This is a genomic window from Psychrobacter sp. CoH-33_TS_01 (assembly GCF_058189395.1).
In genome coordinates, this window is the sequence record NZ_JBVGQI010000006.1 from 108443 (window position 1) to 126510 (window position 18068).

An 18068-nucleotide genomic window follows, 5' to 3' on the forward strand; every position below is an offset into this window, starting at 1 on the left:
ATGAGCTATCTTAAGCCGTGTGCTCGCTCTTTTGTTTAGCGTCTTTATCGGCATGCAGCGCTTCACCAAACACTTCCCCCAATAGATTGACATCATCTACCCGCGCATAATTTAAGCGGGTAACAAAGGCAATATGACGATGCGGTCCAGCTTCGGCTAACGGAATAGCGACAGCATTTTGATTTTGTAGATGCAGCTGGTCCAAAGCCATATCAGGGACTAAAGTCGTGCCCATATTGGCCAATGCCATTTGAATCAAAGTGTTCAGGCTCGCCTCTGAAAAGTTTGACTTCATCTCATTCTTATCAAAATGGCACACCGATAGCGCCTGGTCGGTCAAGCAGTGACCCTCACCCAATAACATAAGGTTTGCTGTGGCCAGCTCATCCGCATTGATAGTCTCTAGTTTGGCATGCACATCATCACTGGGGAAGACGGCAAAGAAATTCTCTGACCAAAAGTCAAAAGTATGCAGCCCTTCAACCGGATACGGTAGGGCAATGATAGCGGTATCGATATGACCATAGCGCACTTGCTCTAACAGGCGCTCAGTTTGGTTTTCTACAATAGTCATGCGAAAGTTAGGGTACTGGCTTTTCATAGCCGGGAGTACTTTAGGCAGCAGATAAGGCGCGATAGTAGGAATAATGCCCACGGTCATCGGATAAGCCAGCGGGGTCTGATGGCTATGCGCGCGCGTCGTCAAATCGTGTACTTCAGAAAATACACGCTGCGCACGGGTCAAAATTTCTTCGCCAATAGGAGTAATCAATACTTGCTTGTTATTACGCTCAAATATTTGCGTGTCCAACTGTTTTTCTAGCTCAGCAATACCCAAGCTTAGCGCCGATTGCGAGATGCTACACTCTTCAGCAGCCCGCTTAAAGTGACGGTGTTTGGCGACGGCTAGGGCAAATTCTAATTGACGTAGGGTGATCATAGCGGCTCTCTTAAAATATTTTAAGGGTTATAGAGGGTGGTATCTAGCTTATAAGCTATGACTTAGCGCAGGCCTGGATTGTACGATAAGGATGTCCACACCAAAAGCACAGTATTCAGTGTTGGATAGGTGATGTAAAGTCTTCTAATTAAAAAAGGTTTCGTTAACAATTCACACGGATATCTAACACAGCTATTCGTGAATCCTTGTTATATTATTAAATCGCTTAAGGCTATAAATCTACCTATAGTATGGCTATAACAAAGCAGTCGCTAAGCTATTGCCAAAAAATTTAAGCGGCTATAGAATGGTCAAATATTGTAGCAAGTTTTATAAAACAAATCATCATATTAAAAACTTTTAATTAGATTAATTATAGATTTAGCGTATAGTTAATCTTGTTCTCAACTACTACTAGAGATAACCAAGTCACTAAGCTGACATAAGCATCTGATAGTCTTACTACTATAAGCAGATACTCCCTAAGAAATGAGTATTGTGATTAGCGGTAATAGGAGTCGATGCGGCTCAAGTGATTACCCTCTCTTTATTTAATTCATAACTAAACCTTAACTAAAAAGGAGCCAATCATGGCAGCTATTATCAATCAAGAAATCCCAGAATTTTCAACTGAAGCTTTTGTAAATGGTGAGTTCAAAACCATCACGTCTGAAGACGTCAAAGGCAGCTGGGCGATCTTTATGTTCTACCCACATGACTTCACGTTTGTATGCCCTACAGAACTAGAAGACATGGCCAACCATTACGAAGAATTAAAAGGCCTAGGCGTTGAAGTTTACGCTGTGTCTACTGACACTCATTTCGTGCATAAAGCATGGCATGACTCTTCAGAAGCTATCGGCAAAGTGACTTACCCAATGCTAGGTGATGGTACTGGTAAAATCACTCGCGGTTTCAACATCATGATCGAAGAAGACAACGCAGCACTACGCGGTACTTTCTTAGTCGATCCAGATGGCCTAATCAAAGTAGCTGAAATTCATGACCTAGGCATCGGCCGTAGCGCTAAAGATATGGTTCGTAAAGTTAAAGCTGCTCAGTACGTTCGTGAAAACGACGGCGAAGTATGCCCAGCTGCTTGGGAACAAGGTAACGCTACTCTAAAGCCAAGCCTAGATTTAGTTGGTAAAATCTAAGCTAGCCTTTAATTAGTAAGTTGTGGCTCTTTCTTAGAGTCTACAATATAAAAACCCCATCTGCGTGAGTAGGTGGGGTTTTTATTATGCATAATTTGGCTGGGAGGTTAGGGCATTGCTGCTGACCTGAAACCGCCAAATTATGTTAGGTTAGTAAATAACGTCAATAAGTAGCGTTAATAAGTAGCGCTGATAAGTCGTGTTAATAAATAACCAGGTAAGCGCAGCTAAAGGTAACTGTTATAGACCTAACTTCGTAAGAGCCAGCTAGTAAGACTCAGCGCTGTGGTAGAGGGCTAAAGTTATGCCTTACTGTGTTTTTCTACGGTTCGATAGATTTCATCTTTGAGTTGGAGCTTGCGGCGTTTTTTGACTTCGATCTCTTCATCTCGACTGGCGTGCTTGACGACATCATTTGCTAACTTGCCAATTTCCATATCCAGTTGGCTGTGCTCATCACACATTTTGGCAAAATGGGCATCAGACTGTTTAAGTTCATTAATCAAATCAGTATTTTCATGCAACATAATACTTTCCTTGTATAAATAAATAATATAGTGACTCGAGCCATAGACAGCCCGCTTTGATACCAAGGAAGCAATCTTGGACACCGGTAGGAAAACCCCGTAACTCATGAAACATCACGTCTATTTGCCTAGCATAATGACCATACTATTGCGTAGATATCCCTATGAGTGTATCTAATAACAGCGCCTTTCTCCAATGAAATTATCAAGCAATAACACAAAGTATTATTTCCGTTAGTATTTGTTTTTCAAAACAATTATTAAATAATGATTGGTTTTTTAAAAGTCGTAGATTGAGTTTCTCAGATTGCAGTTCAGGTGGGGAAGACTGATAATAGTCCCATCTTATTCAAACACTTAAATAAACACTAATTAGAAAGATGAGGAAATGACTATGTTGGACCAAGGTTTATTAGATGCCGTCAAAAGCTATAGCGAAAATATGACGCGTTCAATCACTTTTGTATTGGGTCAAGGTGAGCATGAGAAACGTGCTGAGCTTATTGATTTTCTAAGCAAAATAGCAGGCACTAGCCATAAAATTAACTTTAATGAAGCGGATAGCGATAGCACTTTGCCAAGCCCCATCAGCTTCAAAGTTATGACAGAAGGTCAGGACACCGGTATCGTCTTTAGCGGTATCCCAGGGGGCCATGAGTTCACTTCACTAATCCTAGCTATCTTACAAGCAGGTGGTCATACCCTAAAGCTGGACGATGGCATACAAAAGCTAGTGAAACGCTTTAATGAGCCCATGCAGTTCCAGACTTACGTGTCGCTGTCTTGCCACAGCTGCCCAGACGTGGTGCAAGCGTTAAACCAGTTTGCCTTATTAAATGACGGCATTAGCAATGAGATGATTGATGGTGCCTTATTCCAAGAGCAAGTGGAAGCCAATAACATCCAAGGCGTCCCTGCAGTGTTCTTAAACGGCAAGCCTTTCATCAATGGTAAAGTGGACACCGCGCGTATCTTAGACAAGCTACAAGAGCAGTATCCTGACCTATTATCAGGTGGCAGTGCTAGCGATGAAGAGCAGCTTGAGCAGCAAGACGTCACCGTGATTGGTGGTGGCCCAGCAGGTGTTGCAGCCGCAATTTATACCGCTCGTAAAGGCTTAAAAGTGACGCTTATCGCGGACCGTATCGGTGGTCAGGTCAAAGACACGCAAGATATCGAAAACTTAATTTCTATCCCATTGACCAATGGTACCGAGCTGTCAGCTAACTTTTATAAGCATCTAAAAGAGTACGACGTCACCTTGAAAGAGCACGTAGTCGTTAGAGAAATCACTGAAACGGTTGAAGAAAACTACGCTATCCACCTAAATACAGGTGAGCAGTTTGAAACCCGCAGTATCATCCTAGCGACTGGCGCACAATGGCGTAAGCTGAACGTCCCTGGCGAAGAAGAGAATATCGGTAACGGCGTGGCGTATTGCCCACATTGTGATGGTCCATTCTTCAAAGGCAAAGACGTAGCGGTCATCGGTGGTGGTAACTCAGGTATCGAAGCAGCGCTTGATTTGGCAGGTATCGTTAGCCATGTGACCGTATTTGAATTTGCAGATAACTTAAAAGCGGATCAGGTGCTTATCAACAAGGCAAACTCCAAAGACAATATCGATATCATGACATCTGTAGCGACTAAAGAAGTCAAAGCTACCAACGGTAAAGTAAGTTCAATCGTCTATGAAGACCGCAACAGCGGTGAGACTAAAGAGCTTGATTTATCAGCAGTGTTTGTGCAAATCGGTCTAGTGCCAAACTCTGAATTCGTGAAAGGCTTTGTCGATATGAACCGCTTTGGTGAGATTGAAATCGATGAGCGCTGCCAGACAGATCGCAAAGGTATCTTTGCTTGTGGTGATGTGACTACGGTACCTTTTAAACAGATTAATATTGCTATGGGCGAAGGTTCTAAGGCAGCTCTAAGTGCTTTTGAATATCTAGTTATGCAGTAGGCTTTAAGCTTTGAAAAATAAAAAAACCGTCTCATTCATTGAGGTGGTTTTTTACGGGTGCTCATTTTTTAGCCAATCTTGCTTTGCGCTCATATCTTGCTCGTCCACTGGAGCGGTGACTAATGGCTAGTAGAGTTCCTGTTGCCTCGATTTATAAATATGTCTATAAATTAAAACTATTTATACTTAATTTATTGACATATTTAAATATTTGTATAAATTAGTTGATAGACCTACGAATAGATTTTATCAAGGTGTTTCACCTTGAGTGATTTTCATGCTACGGCCGATTTTGCCGTCCTAAACTTATCCTTAGAGTTCCGTAGAGTATTATGGAGTATAACTATAAGGGCATAAGAGTATTCGTAGGTCTTCTACTTTAATATTTAAGAAAAATTATGGCTTATACTCCTAATCTGAAAGCACTTCAATCAGCAACAACACTTCAAGATATTGCTTTCTTACTTAAAATTAAACCTTCAATACTATCATATCATCTCTATATATTAGATACAGATAAAGATAATAGTAATAAGAAAAAGTATAAAGAGTTTGAGATACCTAAAAAGCAAGGTGGTGTAAGGAAAATACTTGCACCCATTAATGGTCTTAAAAAGATTCAAAAAATTTTGTCTGAATTGCTTTATAAATGTATTAAAGAAATCAATATAATTAGAGGGGTTAAAGGTAATCTATCCTACGGTTATCAGAAAGGTCTTTCAACAATGAGCCATGCAAAGGTTCATGTCAAAAAAAGATATGTGTTTAATATAGATTTAAAGAATTTTTTTGATTCTATTAACTTTGGAAGGGTTAGGGGATTCTTCATTGCTAATAATAATTTTGGACTTCATCCTAAAGTAGCTGCCATTCTTGCCCAAATCGCTTGCTATAACAATACTCTTCCTCAGGGCAGTCCTTGCTCACCAGTTATCTCAAACTTAATAGGCCACATTCTTGATATTAAATTAGCCCAATTGGCTTCAAAATGTGGTTGTAGTTATTCTAGATACTGTGATGATATTACTTTTTCAACTAACAAAAGAGTTTTTCCTCATGAGATTGCTTTTACAATTGAGGGGAGTGAATACATTCCGAGTCAGAGTCTGACTAAGATAATTAATAAAAGTGGTTTCGAAATAAATTCTAGAAAAGTTAGGATGAGCTTTTTCTATTCACAGCAGCAGGTGACAGGTCTAACTGTAAATTGTCGAGTTAATACTCCTAGAAAATATAGAGATACTGTGCGTGCTCTAGTACATAAGCTCTGCATTACGGGTGACTTCGAGTTTAAAGAATCGTTTAAAAAAGATAAAATTAATGACGATAATAAGTTAGATAGCTTGCAAGGAATGCTTAATTATATTGCTCGGATTGAGCACGACTATAGAGAAGATAATCCTAAAATTAAGAATAGTTACCCAAATTACAACCGTCTTACAAAAGATGAGAAAGTTTTAAAAGACTATTTAATGTACCGTTATTTATTTAATCCAAAACAAACAACTATTTTTGGTGAAGGTAAGACGGATAAGTCTCATTTGTTACATTATTTAAAGTTTCGTAATGAAGATAAACAACCACTTCCATCTAATTTTAATGGTTGGAAGAAGATTGACTTTAATAATTTTGAAAATAAATTATTTAATGTTATCTCAGGAAGCGGCGGCACGGCAGACATCCTGAAACTAATAAAGGACTATAGTCAGATTTGCAGAAGATATTATAAAGATGAGACTCAGAATCCACTAATAATTTTAGTAGATAATGATAAAGGGTCGAAGGATATAAGTAAATATATACAAACTTCTAAAAAAATTAAAGGACCTGCGGGTTTAGATGGTTTTTATCATATAGCTCATAATATGTATGTGGTTTTTTTACCTAGACTAAGTGATAAAGAAACAGATATAGAAAGCTTCTACTCTGAAGAAATTATTGATATCCAAGTTGACGGAAGGTTTTTTGAAAAGTCAGCCAAATCTTCAAGCGGTAATGTCTATCCTAAATCCTTATTTGCTACTCATGTGGTGCCAAAGCACCATGTATTAAATGACTGGTCAAATTTTGACCAAATTTTTGAAAGAATACAATTAGCTATAGAAGACTTTGAAAAAAGAAAAAATTAACTCATAGTCGTAGCTTAAGTATAGATAGTTAATATTTATTAGATTGTTATTTAAATGCTTTAAACAAAAATCAACCGCTCAACACCCCAACCAAACTCAATATCTCACCCGCCTCATCCTTTACAATGCGGTGCGTCTCATTAAGCGCCGCTTCTCGCCATTGCTTAACATAGGCATTATTCAATATCGTCTGGCTGTATTGGGCAGTAATCGGCTGTAATGCTATTCCTGAAGCTTCAGCATAAGTCTGTAGCCGCAATACAACAGGCGCAAAGAAAGCATCGGCAGCGGTAAACGCGCCAAATAAATAACTATCAGTCGCTCTATTTTGCAGGCACTCTACAAAAATTGCTTCAATTCGTGCTAGGTCAGTAAGGCAAGCTTTACTAGGCTTAATACGAGCAGTTGCGCGAATATTCATCGGCATTTCACTCCGTACGCCCATCAGTCCCGAATGCATCTCCGCTACGATACTTTGACAATAAGCGCGGTCTTTATTCAGAGTAGCGCTGCTATTATTCACCTCAGATTTAGATTTCCCTGACCAAATGTCTTTATTCGTTAAGTAATCGTTGGCATAAATAGCAATGGCTAACGTGTCCCAAACCGTGGCTTTATCATTATTAGCGCTACCATCATCTGCCTTATGAACGAGGACGGGGACTTTGCCCGTGGGGGAGTGGGCTTTCAGTATCGGTATGGCAGACGAATCAAATAATTCGATAGGGTGCTCATCGAAATCTACCTCGAAGGCTTTGAGCAATAGCCAAGCGCGCAGTGACCAAGTGGAGTAGTTTTTATTACCAATGATAAGGAGGGGCTTTGCCATAAGGTGAGCTCTAGTTATAGATATTATGAAAATTTAATATACAGCACCGTTTTAGTATTCACTAGCATTGATTATCATAGAACTATGGCATTTAACATGAATGGTAAGAGCCTTTACGGTAGATTAGTTGCCTTATCAAAGGCGTAGACCAAAACGTAAATTAAGCCTGCTAGGCAAAAAACAATGGCAGCGAGAATAGATTTTTTAGCATAAAAAAGCCCCTCCAAATACGGGAAGGGCAATTTTTATAGGATGTGAGTAGATATAAGAACAAGTAGCGATTAGACTAAATTAGTCGTCTAATAAGTCCATTTGCTTAGCAGTCTCGTAAAGACCGTTTGAGCGGTTACCCGTACGGCAAAACATCAGAATAGGCTGCTCGGCTTGATTAAAGAAATCGGCGAATTCTTCCACACGTTGCTGAGTTAAGGCATTACCAGCAAAGGTAATCTCTTTATACGTCACGCCCGCCGCAGCTGCAGCCGCAGCGATATCAGCATTTAGCGGTTGGTTGGCTTCTTCCCCGTCTGGACGATTATTAATGATGGTTTTAAAGCCATCGTCGGCGACAGCTTGAACTTGGTCAGGGGTGATTTGTCCGGCAAAACTAACTTGATGACTCATACTGATTTTCCTTATTATATTATTCAATGGTAAAGGGTAGTGCGGCTGGGCAAGTATAGGGGACATGCATACAGACTATATAAATATAAAAGCTATAAATATAGGGATAATACTGGCGGCTACAAGCCCTAGTCGTCTTATAGCAACCCTTGCATCAAGGCGCTTTGATACAGCAGCTTAGCACGGCTACCAGAGCCACAAAACAGCATGATAGGCTTGGGCAACTCATGATAGTACGTCGCAAAGCTCTCAATAGTCGCTAGACTCAGACGCTCACAGTCAAAAGGCAGGTAGACATAAGCTAAGCTTGCGTCGTTAGCCGCTTGTTTTAGGGCATCACTACTGGGCTGCTGCTCGGTCTCGGCATCGGGACGAATGTTAATCAAAGAGCGATAGCCTAGGGCAGACAGTTGCGGACACTGCTGCGGATAAATTTGCTTATAGATGGTAATAGTGTCGGTCATGTTGGGTCAATAAACTTATGAAAGTTAAATGAAACCCTATGATAACGACAATCGATGAATTACACCATGCTCTGTTAAAAAAACTTCGCTATCTTATTACACAGACTGCCTAATTCGCTAACTAAAGCTTAACTTATCCAAGCGGTTTTATGCCTCATCTTCGGTTAAAGTCTTTACCGCCTGCATCGTGCTTAAAAAGACTTGTCCGGATAGATTCTGAATGATGGGCGTATCCTCAATGACATCCATGACAGGGCCTTTAATAAAGCTAAAGTGTAGGCGTTTATTTTGACTAACTAGCGTTTGGTTAAGGCTGAGTAGCATCTCTTGCGCGGTCAAATCAATATGGTTGACCGCCGACATAATCAGCACCAGTTCGCTGGCTTCTGGATAGCGCTCGATAGCCAGCTGCAGTTGCCGATAGACCGACTCGCTATTACCAAAAAATAAGCTCTCATCCACGCGCACAATGAGCAGGTTATGGTAAGTGACCACATCGTGACGGTTAATATTACGAAAGTGTCCGCTGCCCGCCAATTGCCCAACGACGGCAATATGCGGCTTACTCGATTGCCAAATCAGCCCAGCAAAAGAGGTGATCAGGCCAATCACCAGCCCAGTATTTAGACCAAAAGCTAATACCCCTAAAAAGGCCGCGCCAAAGCTAAAGGCATCCAAACGGTCGGTTCGCCAAGCCGATTTAAAAGTGGTGACATCGACCAAGCTGACAATCGAGGCCATAATCATGGCGCCTAATAAAGCATAGGGTAGGGGCGCAATAAGGTCGCCTAGCACCAATAATGCCGCTACCATGACCGCCACGGTAACTAGGCTAGCTAGCGGTGATTTGGCCCCTGAGTCGACGTTGATAGCTGTACGAGAAAAGCCGCCGGCGACCGGGAAGCTCTGGAAGAAACCCCCAGCCATATTGGCCAAGCCTAAACCTCTGAGCTCATCGTTGGCCTCAAAACGCTCCCCGCGCAGGCGGGCGTAAGTGCTGGCGACCGAGCTGCTAGAGACAAAGACAATCAACGCCATCAAGGCTGCGGTGGGGATCAACTGCAATATCGCCTCTACGCTCGGCAAAGGGCTAGGTATGGGCAGTTGCAGGCTAGGCAAGCCGCTGGGCACTTCGCCAATCACATGGATACCTAGTGCCCCCCAATGACCTAGCATGCTCGCGACGATGGCGGCGACCACTAAAATAAGGGGAAATAAGCGTGCAGCCCATTTTGCTGAGGAAGTGGGCAGCCAGCTTTCCCAGAGCCATTTACCGCCATAGCGATTGATTAAAAATAAGCCTAGGGTCACGCCGCCTACCAGGAATGTTGGCAAATGAATGGTGTTGAGGTTGTGGGTAAGAGAGCTGATATATTGGATAAGGGTGTTGCCGGACATTGAGGCGCCCAACAAGTACTTCAGCTGGCTGACGAAAATCAGTACGGCTGCGCCACTGACGAAGCCTGCTGCTACCCCGCGACTGATAAATTGCATTACCCAGCCGAGTTTTAATTTACCGGCTACCCAAAGCATCAGTCCCATCATGACGGCTAAGAGGCTGGCCATTAAGGCGTAAGTGTCAGCGCCTGCCTCAGCATAGCCATGCAAACTACTGGCCGTCATAATCGCTGTAATAGCGACGGGACCTACAGCTTGCACATTGCTAGCACCGACCCAAGCGTAGACCAATACGGGCACTATGGCCGCATAAAGCCCATAGACGGGCGGCAAGCCGGCAAGTACCGCATAGCCAAGACTCTGCGGAATGACCAACACCCCAACCACTAAACCGGCAATAATATCAGCGGGTAAACGGGCAGGCGTATAGCTGCGGACCCAAGCGGGTAGCAACCAATGTAGAAGATTATGTGAGGTTTTTTGCCCGGTCATTACTGGTCTCGCCCTTACTGGTGCCGTCTCAATTTGCTGGTCACTGATTTCTCAGCGGCTGGTCGTTTGCTTGTTGTGCATAGCCGCCTAGCATAGCTTTGTTCAGGCTATATCAGGCCTCCTAGTACAGAAACCCAAGGTATACTTTGCTCAAAGCCCCTATAGCGTCTATTATTCATAGTAACGACAGCTAGGGAAAGCGACAGACTTGAGAGATCCTACAAAAAAATGGCTTGAATGGGTTGAAGTTTTCTTTTAAAGTACAATATACATTATTATATAATATTTTATCTTATAATATTATTAACATAATTATAATGCTATTAATATGATAAGCAACTTCTTTCGCTAATGAGGCAATTATGGATGTTTATTCCTTTTTACACAACGATACCGAGACTTATACACATGTGCTAGTAGATGCTAGCAGCCAGCAATGTGCGGTTATTGACCCAGTATTGGATTTTGATAATAAGTCGGGCCATACCAGTACCGAAAGTATTGATGAGGTAATCGACTTTGTCAAAGAGCATGGGTGGGAGACCGTCTATATTATTGAGACCCATGCGCATGCCGATCATCTGTCTGCAGCGCCGGATGTCAAAGCTGCGCTCGGCGGCAAGCTAGTGATTGGTAAATACATCACGCAGGTGCAAGAAATTTTTAAGAAGGTCTTTAACTTTGACGCGGCGTTTAAAGCCGATGCCAGCCAGTTTGATATTTTGACCGAAGAGGGTAGTGAGCTGCTCTTAGGTAATATCGTGCTCACCGCTATGCATGTGCCGGGTCATACCCCAGCGGATATGGCTTATATTGCGCGTGCTACGGGTGCAGAAGGTGCGGAAAAGACCGCTGTATTTGTAGGGGATACGCTATTTGCTCCAGACGTGGGTACGGCTCGTTGCGACTTCCCAGGGGGTGATGCTGCGCAGTTATACCAGTCGATTCAAAAGATCCTAGCGTTGCCAGAAGACACGATGATTTATCTGTGTCACGACTATCCTGGGGAAGGTCGTAAGTATTGCCCGACCACGACGGTCAAAGCGCAGAAGATGAGCAATATCCATGTGAAAGATGGTATTAGCGAAGCAGAGTTTGTGCAGATGCGCGAGCGCCGTGATGCGACCTTAGAGATGCCGCGCCTGATTATTCCTGCGGTACAGGTCAATATCGATGCCGGCAAGCTGCCCGAGCCAGAAGACAATGGCGTGCGCTATTTGAAAGTACCTTTAAACCATTTGGGCAGTTAGAGAGAAGCGCTGCATAATAAGTTTTTGCTACTGTTTTTATAATTAGGAAGGCCTGATATGAGCAACACTAACCTTGACTCCTTACATCTCGTTTGTCCGCAGTGTCAGGCGACCAACCGTATTCCAGCCTCGCGTCTGAGCGAGCAGCCGACTTGTGGTAAATGTCAGCAGGCATTATTGACCGCAGCGCCAATTGAGCTGACCCAGCAGACGGTTAGTAAGACTATTCAAAAAAATGAAGTGCTAACCATCGTCGATTTTTGGGCGAGTTGGTGCCAGCCTTGTCTAATGATGGCGCCGCAGTTTGCTACGGCAGCCCAGCAATTGCCGCAAGTGGTGTTTGCGAAGTTGCAGACCGATAAATATGAGCAGGCTGCCGCTCCCTATGGCATCCGTAGTTTGCCGACTATGGTCGCTTTCCGTGGCGGTAAAGAGGTGGCACGCCAGTCAGGGGCATTGCCTAGCAGTCAGATTGTGCAGTGGGTACAGAGCTTGCGCTAAGTATAAGTGATTATTTTTACCGATTCGCAGACCATAAAAAAGCTGAACACAGGATGTTCAGCTTTTTTTATGCGTGCCCTAACTTAAACCAGAAAGCCAAATTAGGAACCTAATTCAGAAATCTAGGCCATTGAGCCACTAAGTCAGCGGCTGCCAAGTTTAAGTTACGTTATTCACTTATTCGCCGTAGATTTTTAAGCCTGTAGCAAAGTCGCACTGTTTTAGGCGGGCCGATTGCACCACAGCATCGCGTTCGCCATACAGTCTAGATAACTTCGCATCACGCGCTTGCGTGTTGCCACTTTTGCCCAAGCCAAAGCTAATGTTTGGCGAGATGCCCCAACGACCAGCTGAGACCCCTACACCAACTCCCGTAGTCGATAGGGTAGACTGCTGCTGTTGGGCTTGTTTAACATAAGTATTGATGCGGTTATATTCTTGGCCAAGCGCGCTACAGTTATAGCTTTGATAATTGCTGGGCGGAATATACTGCGGGCTAATATTACCCGTGCTGGCACAGCTAGACAGTAGCGCTGCGCTTGCCGTAAGGGCTAAGAGGGCAGATAGACGTGAAGTAATAGGGCGCATAATAACTCCAATACAGCGGGCTAGAAAAAATTAGCAGGTTTGGCTACAGCAAGGAACACGATACCTGCATAGGCTGCCGCAGCGATGAGGACACCGGCCTTGGTTTGCGCAGGAGTAGCGGTGGCTCTGAATGCTTTTATACTAGCACTAATTGCCGCTATGAGCAGTACAATCTTCGCTACCACCCATTGTACAGGGGCGTTGACCGACATCAATTGCATCAGCATCCAGCCACCCGATATGATGATTAGAGCATAAGTAATATGAGTGGAGATTTTGACGACTCTAGGTGCCGGCTGGCGGGTCGTTAGTGCGACAAAGCTTTGATAAATAAATAGCACAATGACGATGACCGCCATCAGCATATGTAAGTGTTTCATAGGGATCCTTAGCGGGTGATATTACTCAGCAGTCTGGAGGTAAGCGGAAGATAAGCGACTACACTTTTCTAGACTGCAGGCGAGGTAATAAGACTGGCAATATTTAGTAATCGAAGCTCTAGCGGCTATAGCTCAATATCAGCGTACAACATACGCGCCTATCAGCGACTTATTTATTTTTACCCGCACATAACGGGCTGTCCGGTGCTGCCTCGGTCGCTGCCCACTCATCAGGCGTATAGGCGTGAATGGCTAGCGCATGGATTGTGCCGCCAGCACTGGTCAATAGTGGTCCTGCTAAAGCATACACTTGCTGATGACGGGTGACTGGGCGCTTACCCATAAAAGCGTCACTGACAATAGTCAGCTTAAAGTGGCTTTCTTTACCTTCAAAATAGCCTGCATGCTGCATAGATTCATTTTCTAGCGCCAGATGCGAGGGGTTTAAATCTTGTAGATATTCGGTGAGTTGCTCTGCGGTACTCATAGTCTATCCTTATGGTTTTGTTATCAAGTTGCTATTGCTATTTATGTGGCTATTTCTGTTTCTATGTTTGGGAGTCTATAGAGCCCCTATTAATAGTAGTCAATGCTTATACTCTAAACAATAGCCCCATATAAAAAGCAGCCAGTACCCATTATCGAGTATTACTGGCTGCTTTCCTAGTATAAGACGAGGCATAGCTGGTTATTACAGTTAATAAACGGCTGTTACTGCTACATCGTCTAGCTCGTGCTCAATAATGGCTAGGCTATCATTAACGGCGGTTTTGTTGATAGAGCGGTGTTACTTTTGGCAGTAAGGCTTGCATCTGAGCGATACGGTTGCTGCTCGTAGGGTGAGTGCTTAAGAATTGTGGTGGCTCACCTTGGCTAGCACGCTGCATTTTTTGCCACAAAGTAATGGCAGCTTGGGGGTTGTACCCAGCGCGGGCCATAAGCTCAAGACCGATTTGATCGGCTTCGCTTTCTTGCGTGCGACTGTGCGGACGGCTTAATCCTAAATCACCAGCGACCCCAGCTAACTGTGCTTGCCCCTGTGACAGGCCAAAGACGCTGGCAGCAAGGCCAATACCCGTTTGGGTGGCCACTTCGCGCGATAGACGCTCACGAGAGTGCTCGCGTAGCGCATGCGCCATCTCATGCCCCATAATAGCGGCAATCTCATCATCGGTGAGCGTCAGACGGTCCACGATACCGGTATAAAACATCACTTTACCACCGGGCATGACAAAAGCATTCAGCTCATTAGACTTGATAGTGTGCACTTCCCAATTCCAACGGGCAGCATCAGGGCGATAGACACCCACTTGACCTACCAATCTATTGGCGATGCCTTGGAGTCGAGAGCGCATAGCGGCGTTGGTATCTAAAACGCCTTTAGATCTGGCTTCAGCGATAGTTTTATTATAGCTCTGCGCTGACATCTGCAAGACTTCTTCGCTTGAGACTAAGAGGAGCTGCTGACGGTCCACGCCAATAGCGCCGCCACCGGTTGTGCTAGAACAGCCAGAAAGCGCGCCTGCGCCAGCCATAGTGGTAATGCTAGCCGCTAATACGGCCGTCGATAGTAATTTTTTCATAAAAGACCTCACTGTCCAATAAATATTAATTCACCTAAATATAGCAATCCTCGTCGCTATCTTAGAGGGATTTTTGTAGCAGCCTTACTATAGAACGCTGCCCAACCTTTAAGCATTAAGTACGAGTGCTAAGAAACGTATCATCCGAATCAATACCAGGATGATTAATAAAAAGATGATTAATAAAAAAATAATGCTAAATTTTACTGACCCTACCTAATAAGGCTCAGAATGTTCAAAATTTTTTGGCATTTAGTATGTCGGCATTTAGTATAATAAGTAACTCTAGGGAAAACCACTTGCGCGAGGGTTCAGTCACTAAAATCACACGATTGCACTGTCTATAAAAACGCGCAAAAGTAATTATTTTAATAATTTTTAAAAAAACCGTTGACACACGTCAGAAAGTTGCTAGAATAGCCAACCTAATGAGGACAATCACTACTTACTAAGATTTAGTAAAGAAGATTATCAACATTAAATGCGGGATTAGCTCAGTGGTAGAGCATAACCTTGCCAAGGTTGGGGTCGAGAGTTCGAATCTCTTATCCCGCTCCAAATATGGCTTGAAATACAGCGGAAAGCCCCATAACTCTTTAGGAGTTGTGGGGCTTTTTTTTATGCGTGTGTTTTTTACTTGTCTTTACGAACGCACACTTATCTTAATGCCTGATGCTAGTGAAAACGATACTAAAAAAGTTCGTAATACCAATGCTAACCCCAAATCAGTTAGCAGCTTTCAAAACCCCTGACAAGACAACGTGCAATACGCTGCAAAATAGCACACAGTCGATACAGCTCTAGGGATAACCTAAGTGGACTAACCAGACTTATCGGCCTATCTTAGTAAGTGAGATTATTAGGGCTAATAGCGCTATAGAGCGTCTAGCCAGTGCTTAATAAATGGAGATAAGACCATGGTTGCGTATCAAGAAAAAAGTTTTAAAGAGTTGTTCGATTTATCAGGGAAAGTCGCTATCGTCACTGGCGGTGCTAACGGTATTGGTAAAGCCACAGCTTTGCGCTTAGCACAAGCGGGTGCTGATATCGTCATTGCCGATTTAAAAAAAGCAGACGCTGAAGCGGCGGTAAAAGAAATCGAAGCTTATGGTGTCAAAGGTCTCGCGGTAGAGTGTAACATCCTAAAAGATGACAGCTTAGTCGCTTTGGTCGATAGCGTAATGGACGAGTTTGGCAAGATTAATATCTTGATCAATAACGCGGGCGGCGGTGGTGGCGGTAAAGAAGATCCGACCAAGATCTCCGTAGACGATATTCGTCGCGATTTTGAATTAAACGTATTTAGTGGCTGGCGCTTATCGCAATTGTGCGCGCCGCATATGCAAGCGGCGGGTTATGGCTCCATCGTCTTCACCACCTCAATGTCGAGCATTAATAAGAGCCCAAATATGAGCGGCTATGGCGGCTCAAAAGCGGCGGTCAATCATATGGTGGCCAACCTAGCGCATGACTTTGGTCCTGAGGTGCGTATCAATGCGGTAGGTCCTGGTGCGACACGTACCGATGCTCTAGCTAGCGTGCTCACCCCTGAGATTGAGGAGCGCATGCTCTCTCATACGCCGATTAAACGTTTGGGCGAAGCCGATGATATCGCCGGCGCTATGCTGTATTTTGCCGCGCCAATCTCGACTTGGGTCAGTGGTCAGACCATCTTTGTAAACGGTGGCGGGGTACAGACTCTAGATTAGTAGCTAGACTAATAGGCAGTATTGGCGAGGGCTATTGGCCTAATCGCTATTTTGTCTAACCGCTATAGTCTCTATGACAGTAGCGGTTTTTTTAGGATTGCGCAAAATGGATGATATGCAAAATAAAGGGTAGGAAATTACTTTGGCAGACTCATTATTCAGTAGCCGGTTTAATGTTGCGTCCTGTGAGACTATTGGCCACCCAAGCCGGGCCAATTAATAAGAATTGTAGGTCTTCAAAGAAAGACGGTTTTTTGCCCTCAACCTTATGGCCAATAAACTGCCCAATCCAGGCGACGACAAACACTAAGGCCCAAAATTTAAAGCCCAATGGCATAAAAGCCATCACGGACAAGCAGAGTAGGGTAAAGATGCCCATGGCAAAAAACAGCTGCTTCGACAGACCAAGGTAAAAGATACCTACCAGCGCCGTGGCGACTAAAGTAAACCACACCGACAGCGACATGCCCATGCCAAGGATGCTCACAAAGATAGTGGGCACACAGAGCCAATGGATTTTTTTATTTAAAGGGTTTTGGTGGCTAACGGCATATTCGGCGAGCCATTGCTCAAGAGAGCGTTTGTTTTTATTACGGGTGCGGATCATACTAACCTCCCTGTCAGTATTAATTGCTATAGCTATAGTTTTAACAGGTAATTAGCGGGTTGTAAACCAAAAAACCAGCGTGCCCACCCTAGTTTGACTGAAAAGGGGCAACATACCGGTTTTAAGGCTTACTCATTAAAAACAGTGGCAGCGTTTATATCAACCCAGCTTGCCTTTGGCCAATTGCTCGCTGCGGTGCCATTCATATAGACCCACAAAAGCATTGATTTGATAGACCATGGTTTGAATAGCAAAGATGTAGTTGCCGGTCATTAAGTTGACGATGAGCCAGACGAAGTTGACCGCAATCCAAATCCACCAGTTAAAAGAATAACGCAGGATCATGGTGGCTTGCGCAGTAATCGATAGCACAAATGCTGCGACGTTAATCCAGTAGAAATCAATCATACCTAAGAACTTACTGCCATCATTATCGACGACCGCAAAGCCTTTTTGTGCCAGCCACTCATTGACGATAGGGAACAGCGCTAAGCCTAGGGCAATAAAGGCTATGGTCAGCATCCAGATCCACTTGCTAGCGGATTTTGGCACCATATCGCCATCAGGGTCGGTGTTCTTTGACCAGTAAAACAGACCATAAACGTGAGTAAAGAAGTTGAATAAAGGGGCGAGCATTAAGCCTACCGCGCCAGAAGTGGCCTGCACCACCACCTCACCGGCGGTAGCGGCCATGCCCAATCCGTTGCCCATGACGTTTTTACGGAAAGAGAGCGACACCACACATACCAAGCCGACTAACGACACCCCCAGATAAAACCAATCTAGCGTTTGATGCTCGGTGAACTTCCAAAACCCCAAGGATAAGGCTAAGACCCCGCAAATGAACCAACTGATGATCCACTGCATGGACCACTTCCCTGTGATGTTGTCTAATAATTGAATGCGCATAGTTGTCCTTAAAGCAAA

Annotated in this window: 18 protein-coding genes and 1 tRNA gene; 7 read left to right on the top strand and 12 right to left on the bottom strand. The window is 43.9% G+C overall.

Features of this window, described 5'->3' with window-relative positions; translation table 11 throughout:
• Positions 1–10: 10 nt before the first annotated feature.
• Positions 11–940, bottom strand: a complete 930-nt coding sequence (locus tag ACZ2XM_RS10710; protein WP_490588879.1) for a hydrogen peroxide-inducible genes activator — start codon at positions 938–940, stop codon at positions 11–13.
• A gap of 590 nt (positions 941–1530) precedes the next feature.
• Between ACZ2XM_RS10710 and ahpC the strand changes: the two genes are divergently transcribed.
• Positions 1531–2097 carry an alkyl hydroperoxide reductase subunit C gene (gene ahpC / locus ACZ2XM_RS10715; RefSeq protein WP_490588878.1) on the top strand — a complete coding sequence of 189 codons (567 nt, stop codon included), beginning with the start codon at positions 1531–1533 and terminating at the stop codon, positions 2095–2097.
• A 302-nt stretch (positions 2098–2399) separates the two neighbouring features.
• Here the strand turns inward: ahpC and ACZ2XM_RS10720 are convergent, their stop codons facing one another.
• The gene (locus tag ACZ2XM_RS10720; RefSeq protein ID WP_490588877.1) at positions 2400–2624 is read right to left on the bottom strand and encodes an HP1242/YdcH family protein; all 225 of its coding nucleotides are present in this window, start codon (positions 2622–2624) and stop codon (positions 2400–2402) included.
• A 394-nt stretch (positions 2625–3018) separates the two neighbouring features.
• On the opposite strand from ACZ2XM_RS10720, the gene ahpF reads away from it, so the two are divergent.
• Both ahpF and ACZ2XM_RS10730 read left to right on the top strand, forming a co-directional pair.
• On the top strand, positions 3019–4587 hold the full coding sequence (ahpF, locus tag ACZ2XM_RS10725; RefSeq protein WP_490588965.1) for an alkyl hydroperoxide reductase subunit F: 1569 nt from the start codon (positions 3019–3021) through the stop codon (positions 4585–4587).
• 398 nt (positions 4588–4985) lie between these two features.
• The gene (locus ACZ2XM_RS10730) at positions 4986–6716 is read left to right on the top strand and encodes a retron Ec67 family RNA-directed DNA polymerase/endonuclease (RefSeq protein ID WP_490588876.1); all 1731 of its coding nucleotides are present in this window, start codon (positions 4986–4988) and stop codon (positions 6714–6716) included.
• Positions 6717–6786: 70 nt separating this feature from the next.
• On the opposite strand, the gene ACZ2XM_RS10735 is transcribed toward ACZ2XM_RS10730, so the two are convergent.
• The 4 genes from ACZ2XM_RS10735 to ACZ2XM_RS10750 form a co-directional block, all read right to left on the bottom strand.
• Positions 6787–7545, bottom strand: coding sequence for a glutathione S-transferase (locus tag ACZ2XM_RS10735; protein WP_490588875.1), 759 nt, complete (start codon positions 7543–7545; stop codon positions 6787–6789).
• Positions 7546–7836: 291 nt separating this feature from the next.
• Positions 7837–8169 carry a protein tyrosine phosphatase family protein gene (locus ACZ2XM_RS10740; protein WP_490588874.1) on the bottom strand — a complete coding sequence of 111 codons (333 nt, stop codon included), beginning with the start codon at positions 8167–8169 and terminating at the stop codon, positions 7837–7839.
• Between the two features lie 137 nt (positions 8170–8306).
• Positions 8307–8633 (bottom strand): protein tyrosine phosphatase family protein, encoded by a 327-nt coding sequence (locus ACZ2XM_RS10745; protein ID WP_490588873.1) that lies wholly within the window; start codon positions 8631–8633, stop codon positions 8307–8309.
• Positions 8634–8780: 147 nt separating this feature from the next.
• Entirely contained in the window at positions 8781–10523 is a 1743-nt protein-coding gene (locus tag ACZ2XM_RS10750) for a SulP family inorganic anion transporter (RefSeq protein ID WP_490588872.1), read from the bottom strand.
• 362 nt (positions 10524–10885) lie between these two features.
• Between ACZ2XM_RS10750 and ACZ2XM_RS10755 the strand changes: the two genes are divergently transcribed.
• Both ACZ2XM_RS10755 and trxC read left to right on the top strand, forming a co-directional pair.
• Positions 10886–11773: an MBL fold metallo-hydrolase gene (locus ACZ2XM_RS10755; RefSeq protein ID WP_490588871.1), complete on the top strand. Its 888-nt coding sequence runs from the start codon at positions 10886–10888 to the stop codon at positions 11771–11773.
• Between the two features lie 57 nt (positions 11774–11830).
• On the top strand, positions 11831–12274 hold the full coding sequence (gene trxC, locus ACZ2XM_RS10760) for a thioredoxin TrxC (RefSeq protein WP_490588870.1): 444 nt from the start codon (positions 11831–11833) through the stop codon (positions 12272–12274).
• 177 nt (positions 12275–12451) lie between these two features.
• Here trxC and ACZ2XM_RS10765 read toward each other — a convergent pair whose 3' ends face one another.
• From ACZ2XM_RS10765 to ACZ2XM_RS10780, 4 genes are all read right to left on the bottom strand, one after another.
• Entirely contained in the window at positions 12452–12862 is a 411-nt protein-coding gene (locus tag ACZ2XM_RS10765) for a hypothetical protein (RefSeq protein WP_490588869.1), read from the bottom strand.
• 20 nt (positions 12863–12882) lie between these two features.
• Complete coding sequence (locus ACZ2XM_RS10770) at positions 12883–13242, bottom strand: SirB2 family protein (protein WP_490588868.1); 360 nt, start codon at positions 13240–13242, stop codon at positions 12883–12885.
• 169 nt (positions 13243–13411) lie between these two features.
• Entirely contained in the window at positions 13412–13729 is a 318-nt protein-coding gene (locus ACZ2XM_RS10775; protein ID WP_490588867.1) for a BolA family protein, read from the bottom strand.
• Positions 13730–14000: 271 nt separating this feature from the next.
• Positions 14001–14825 carry a M48 family metallopeptidase gene (locus ACZ2XM_RS10780; RefSeq protein ID WP_201498765.1) on the bottom strand — a complete coding sequence of 275 codons (825 nt, stop codon included), beginning with the start codon at positions 14823–14825 and terminating at the stop codon, positions 14001–14003.
• A 483-nt stretch (positions 14826–15308) separates the two neighbouring features.
• On the opposite strand from ACZ2XM_RS10780, the gene ACZ2XM_RS10785 reads away from it, so the two are divergent.
• Both ACZ2XM_RS10785 and ACZ2XM_RS10790 read left to right on the top strand, forming a co-directional pair.
• Positions 15309–15383: transfer RNA gene (locus tag ACZ2XM_RS10785), tRNA-Gly, on the top strand.
• A gap of 359 nt (positions 15384–15742) precedes the next feature.
• A complete protein-coding gene (locus ACZ2XM_RS10790) occupies positions 15743–16534 on the top strand; it encodes a glucose 1-dehydrogenase (protein ID WP_490588866.1) in 792 nt (263 codons plus the stop codon).
• Between the two features lie 154 nt (positions 16535–16688).
• Here the strand turns inward: ACZ2XM_RS10790 and ACZ2XM_RS10795 are convergent, their stop codons facing one another.
• Complete coding sequence (locus ACZ2XM_RS10795; RefSeq protein WP_490588865.1) at positions 16689–17141, bottom strand: Mpo1 family 2-hydroxy fatty acid dioxygenase; 453 nt, start codon at positions 17139–17141, stop codon at positions 16689–16691.
• 159 nt (positions 17142–17300) lie between these two features.
• Entirely contained in the window at positions 17301–18050 is a 750-nt protein-coding gene (pnuC, locus tag ACZ2XM_RS10800; protein WP_490588864.1) for a nicotinamide riboside transporter PnuC, read from the bottom strand.
• Positions 18051–18068: the final 18 nt, after the last annotated feature.

Excerpts from the sequence above, each read along its gene's own strand:
- ACZ2XM_RS10750 (WP_490588872.1), bottom strand. The coding sequence starts at position 10,523 with ATGACCGGGCAAAAAACCTCACATAATCTTCTACATTGGTTGCTACCC.
- ACZ2XM_RS10745 (WP_490588873.1), bottom strand. The coding sequence starts at position 8,633 with ATGACCGACACTATTACCATCTATAAGCAAATTTATCCGCAGCAGTGT.
- ACZ2XM_RS10710 (WP_490588879.1), bottom strand. The coding sequence starts at position 940 with ATGATCACCCTACGTCAATTAGAATTTGCCCTAGCCGTCGCCAAACAC.
- ACZ2XM_RS10730 (WP_490588876.1), top strand. The coding sequence starts at position 4,986 with ATGGCTTATACTCCTAATCTGAAAGCACTTCAATCAGCAACAACACTT.
- ACZ2XM_RS10795 (WP_490588865.1), bottom strand. The coding sequence starts at position 17,141 with ATGATCCGCACCCGTAATAAAAACAAACGCTCTCTTGAGCAATGGCTC.
- trxC (WP_490588870.1), top strand. The coding sequence starts at position 11,831 with ATGAGCAACACTAACCTTGACTCCTTACATCTCGTTTGTCCGCAGTGT.
- ACZ2XM_RS10755 (WP_490588871.1), top strand. The coding sequence starts at position 10,886 with ATGGATGTTTATTCCTTTTTACACAACGATACCGAGACTTATACACAT.
- ahpF (WP_490588965.1), top strand. The coding sequence starts at position 3,019 with ATGTTGGACCAAGGTTTATTAGATGCCGTCAAAAGCTATAGCGAAAAT.
- ahpC (WP_490588878.1), top strand. The coding sequence starts at position 1,531 with ATGGCAGCTATTATCAATCAAGAAATCCCAGAATTTTCAACTGAAGCT.
- ACZ2XM_RS10740 (WP_490588874.1), bottom strand. The coding sequence starts at position 8,169 with ATGAGTCATCAAGTTAGTTTTGCCGGACAAATCACCCCTGACCAAGTT.
- ACZ2XM_RS10770 (WP_490588868.1), bottom strand. The coding sequence starts at position 13,242 with ATGAAACACTTACATATGCTGATGGCGGTCATCGTCATTGTGCTATTT.
- ACZ2XM_RS10780 (WP_201498765.1), bottom strand. The coding sequence starts at position 14,825 with ATGAAAAAATTACTATCGACGGCCGTATTAGCGGCTAGCATTACCACT.
- ACZ2XM_RS10790 (WP_490588866.1), top strand. The coding sequence starts at position 15,743 with ATGGTTGCGTATCAAGAAAAAAGTTTTAAAGAGTTGTTCGATTTATCA.
- ACZ2XM_RS10735 (WP_490588875.1), bottom strand. The coding sequence starts at position 7,545 with ATGGCAAAGCCCCTCCTTATCATTGGTAATAAAAACTACTCCACTTGG.
- ACZ2XM_RS10720 (WP_490588877.1), bottom strand. The coding sequence starts at position 2,624 with ATGTTGCATGAAAATACTGATTTGATTAATGAACTTAAACAGTCTGAT.
- ACZ2XM_RS10775 (WP_490588867.1), bottom strand. The coding sequence starts at position 13,729 with ATGAGTACCGCAGAGCAACTCACCGAATATCTACAAGATTTAAACCCC.
- pnuC (WP_490588864.1), bottom strand. The coding sequence starts at position 18,050 with ATGCGCATTCAATTATTAGACAACATCACAGGGAAGTGGTCCATGCAG.
- ACZ2XM_RS10765 (WP_490588869.1), bottom strand. The coding sequence starts at position 12,862 with ATGCGCCCTATTACTTCACGTCTATCTGCCCTCTTAGCCCTTACGGCA.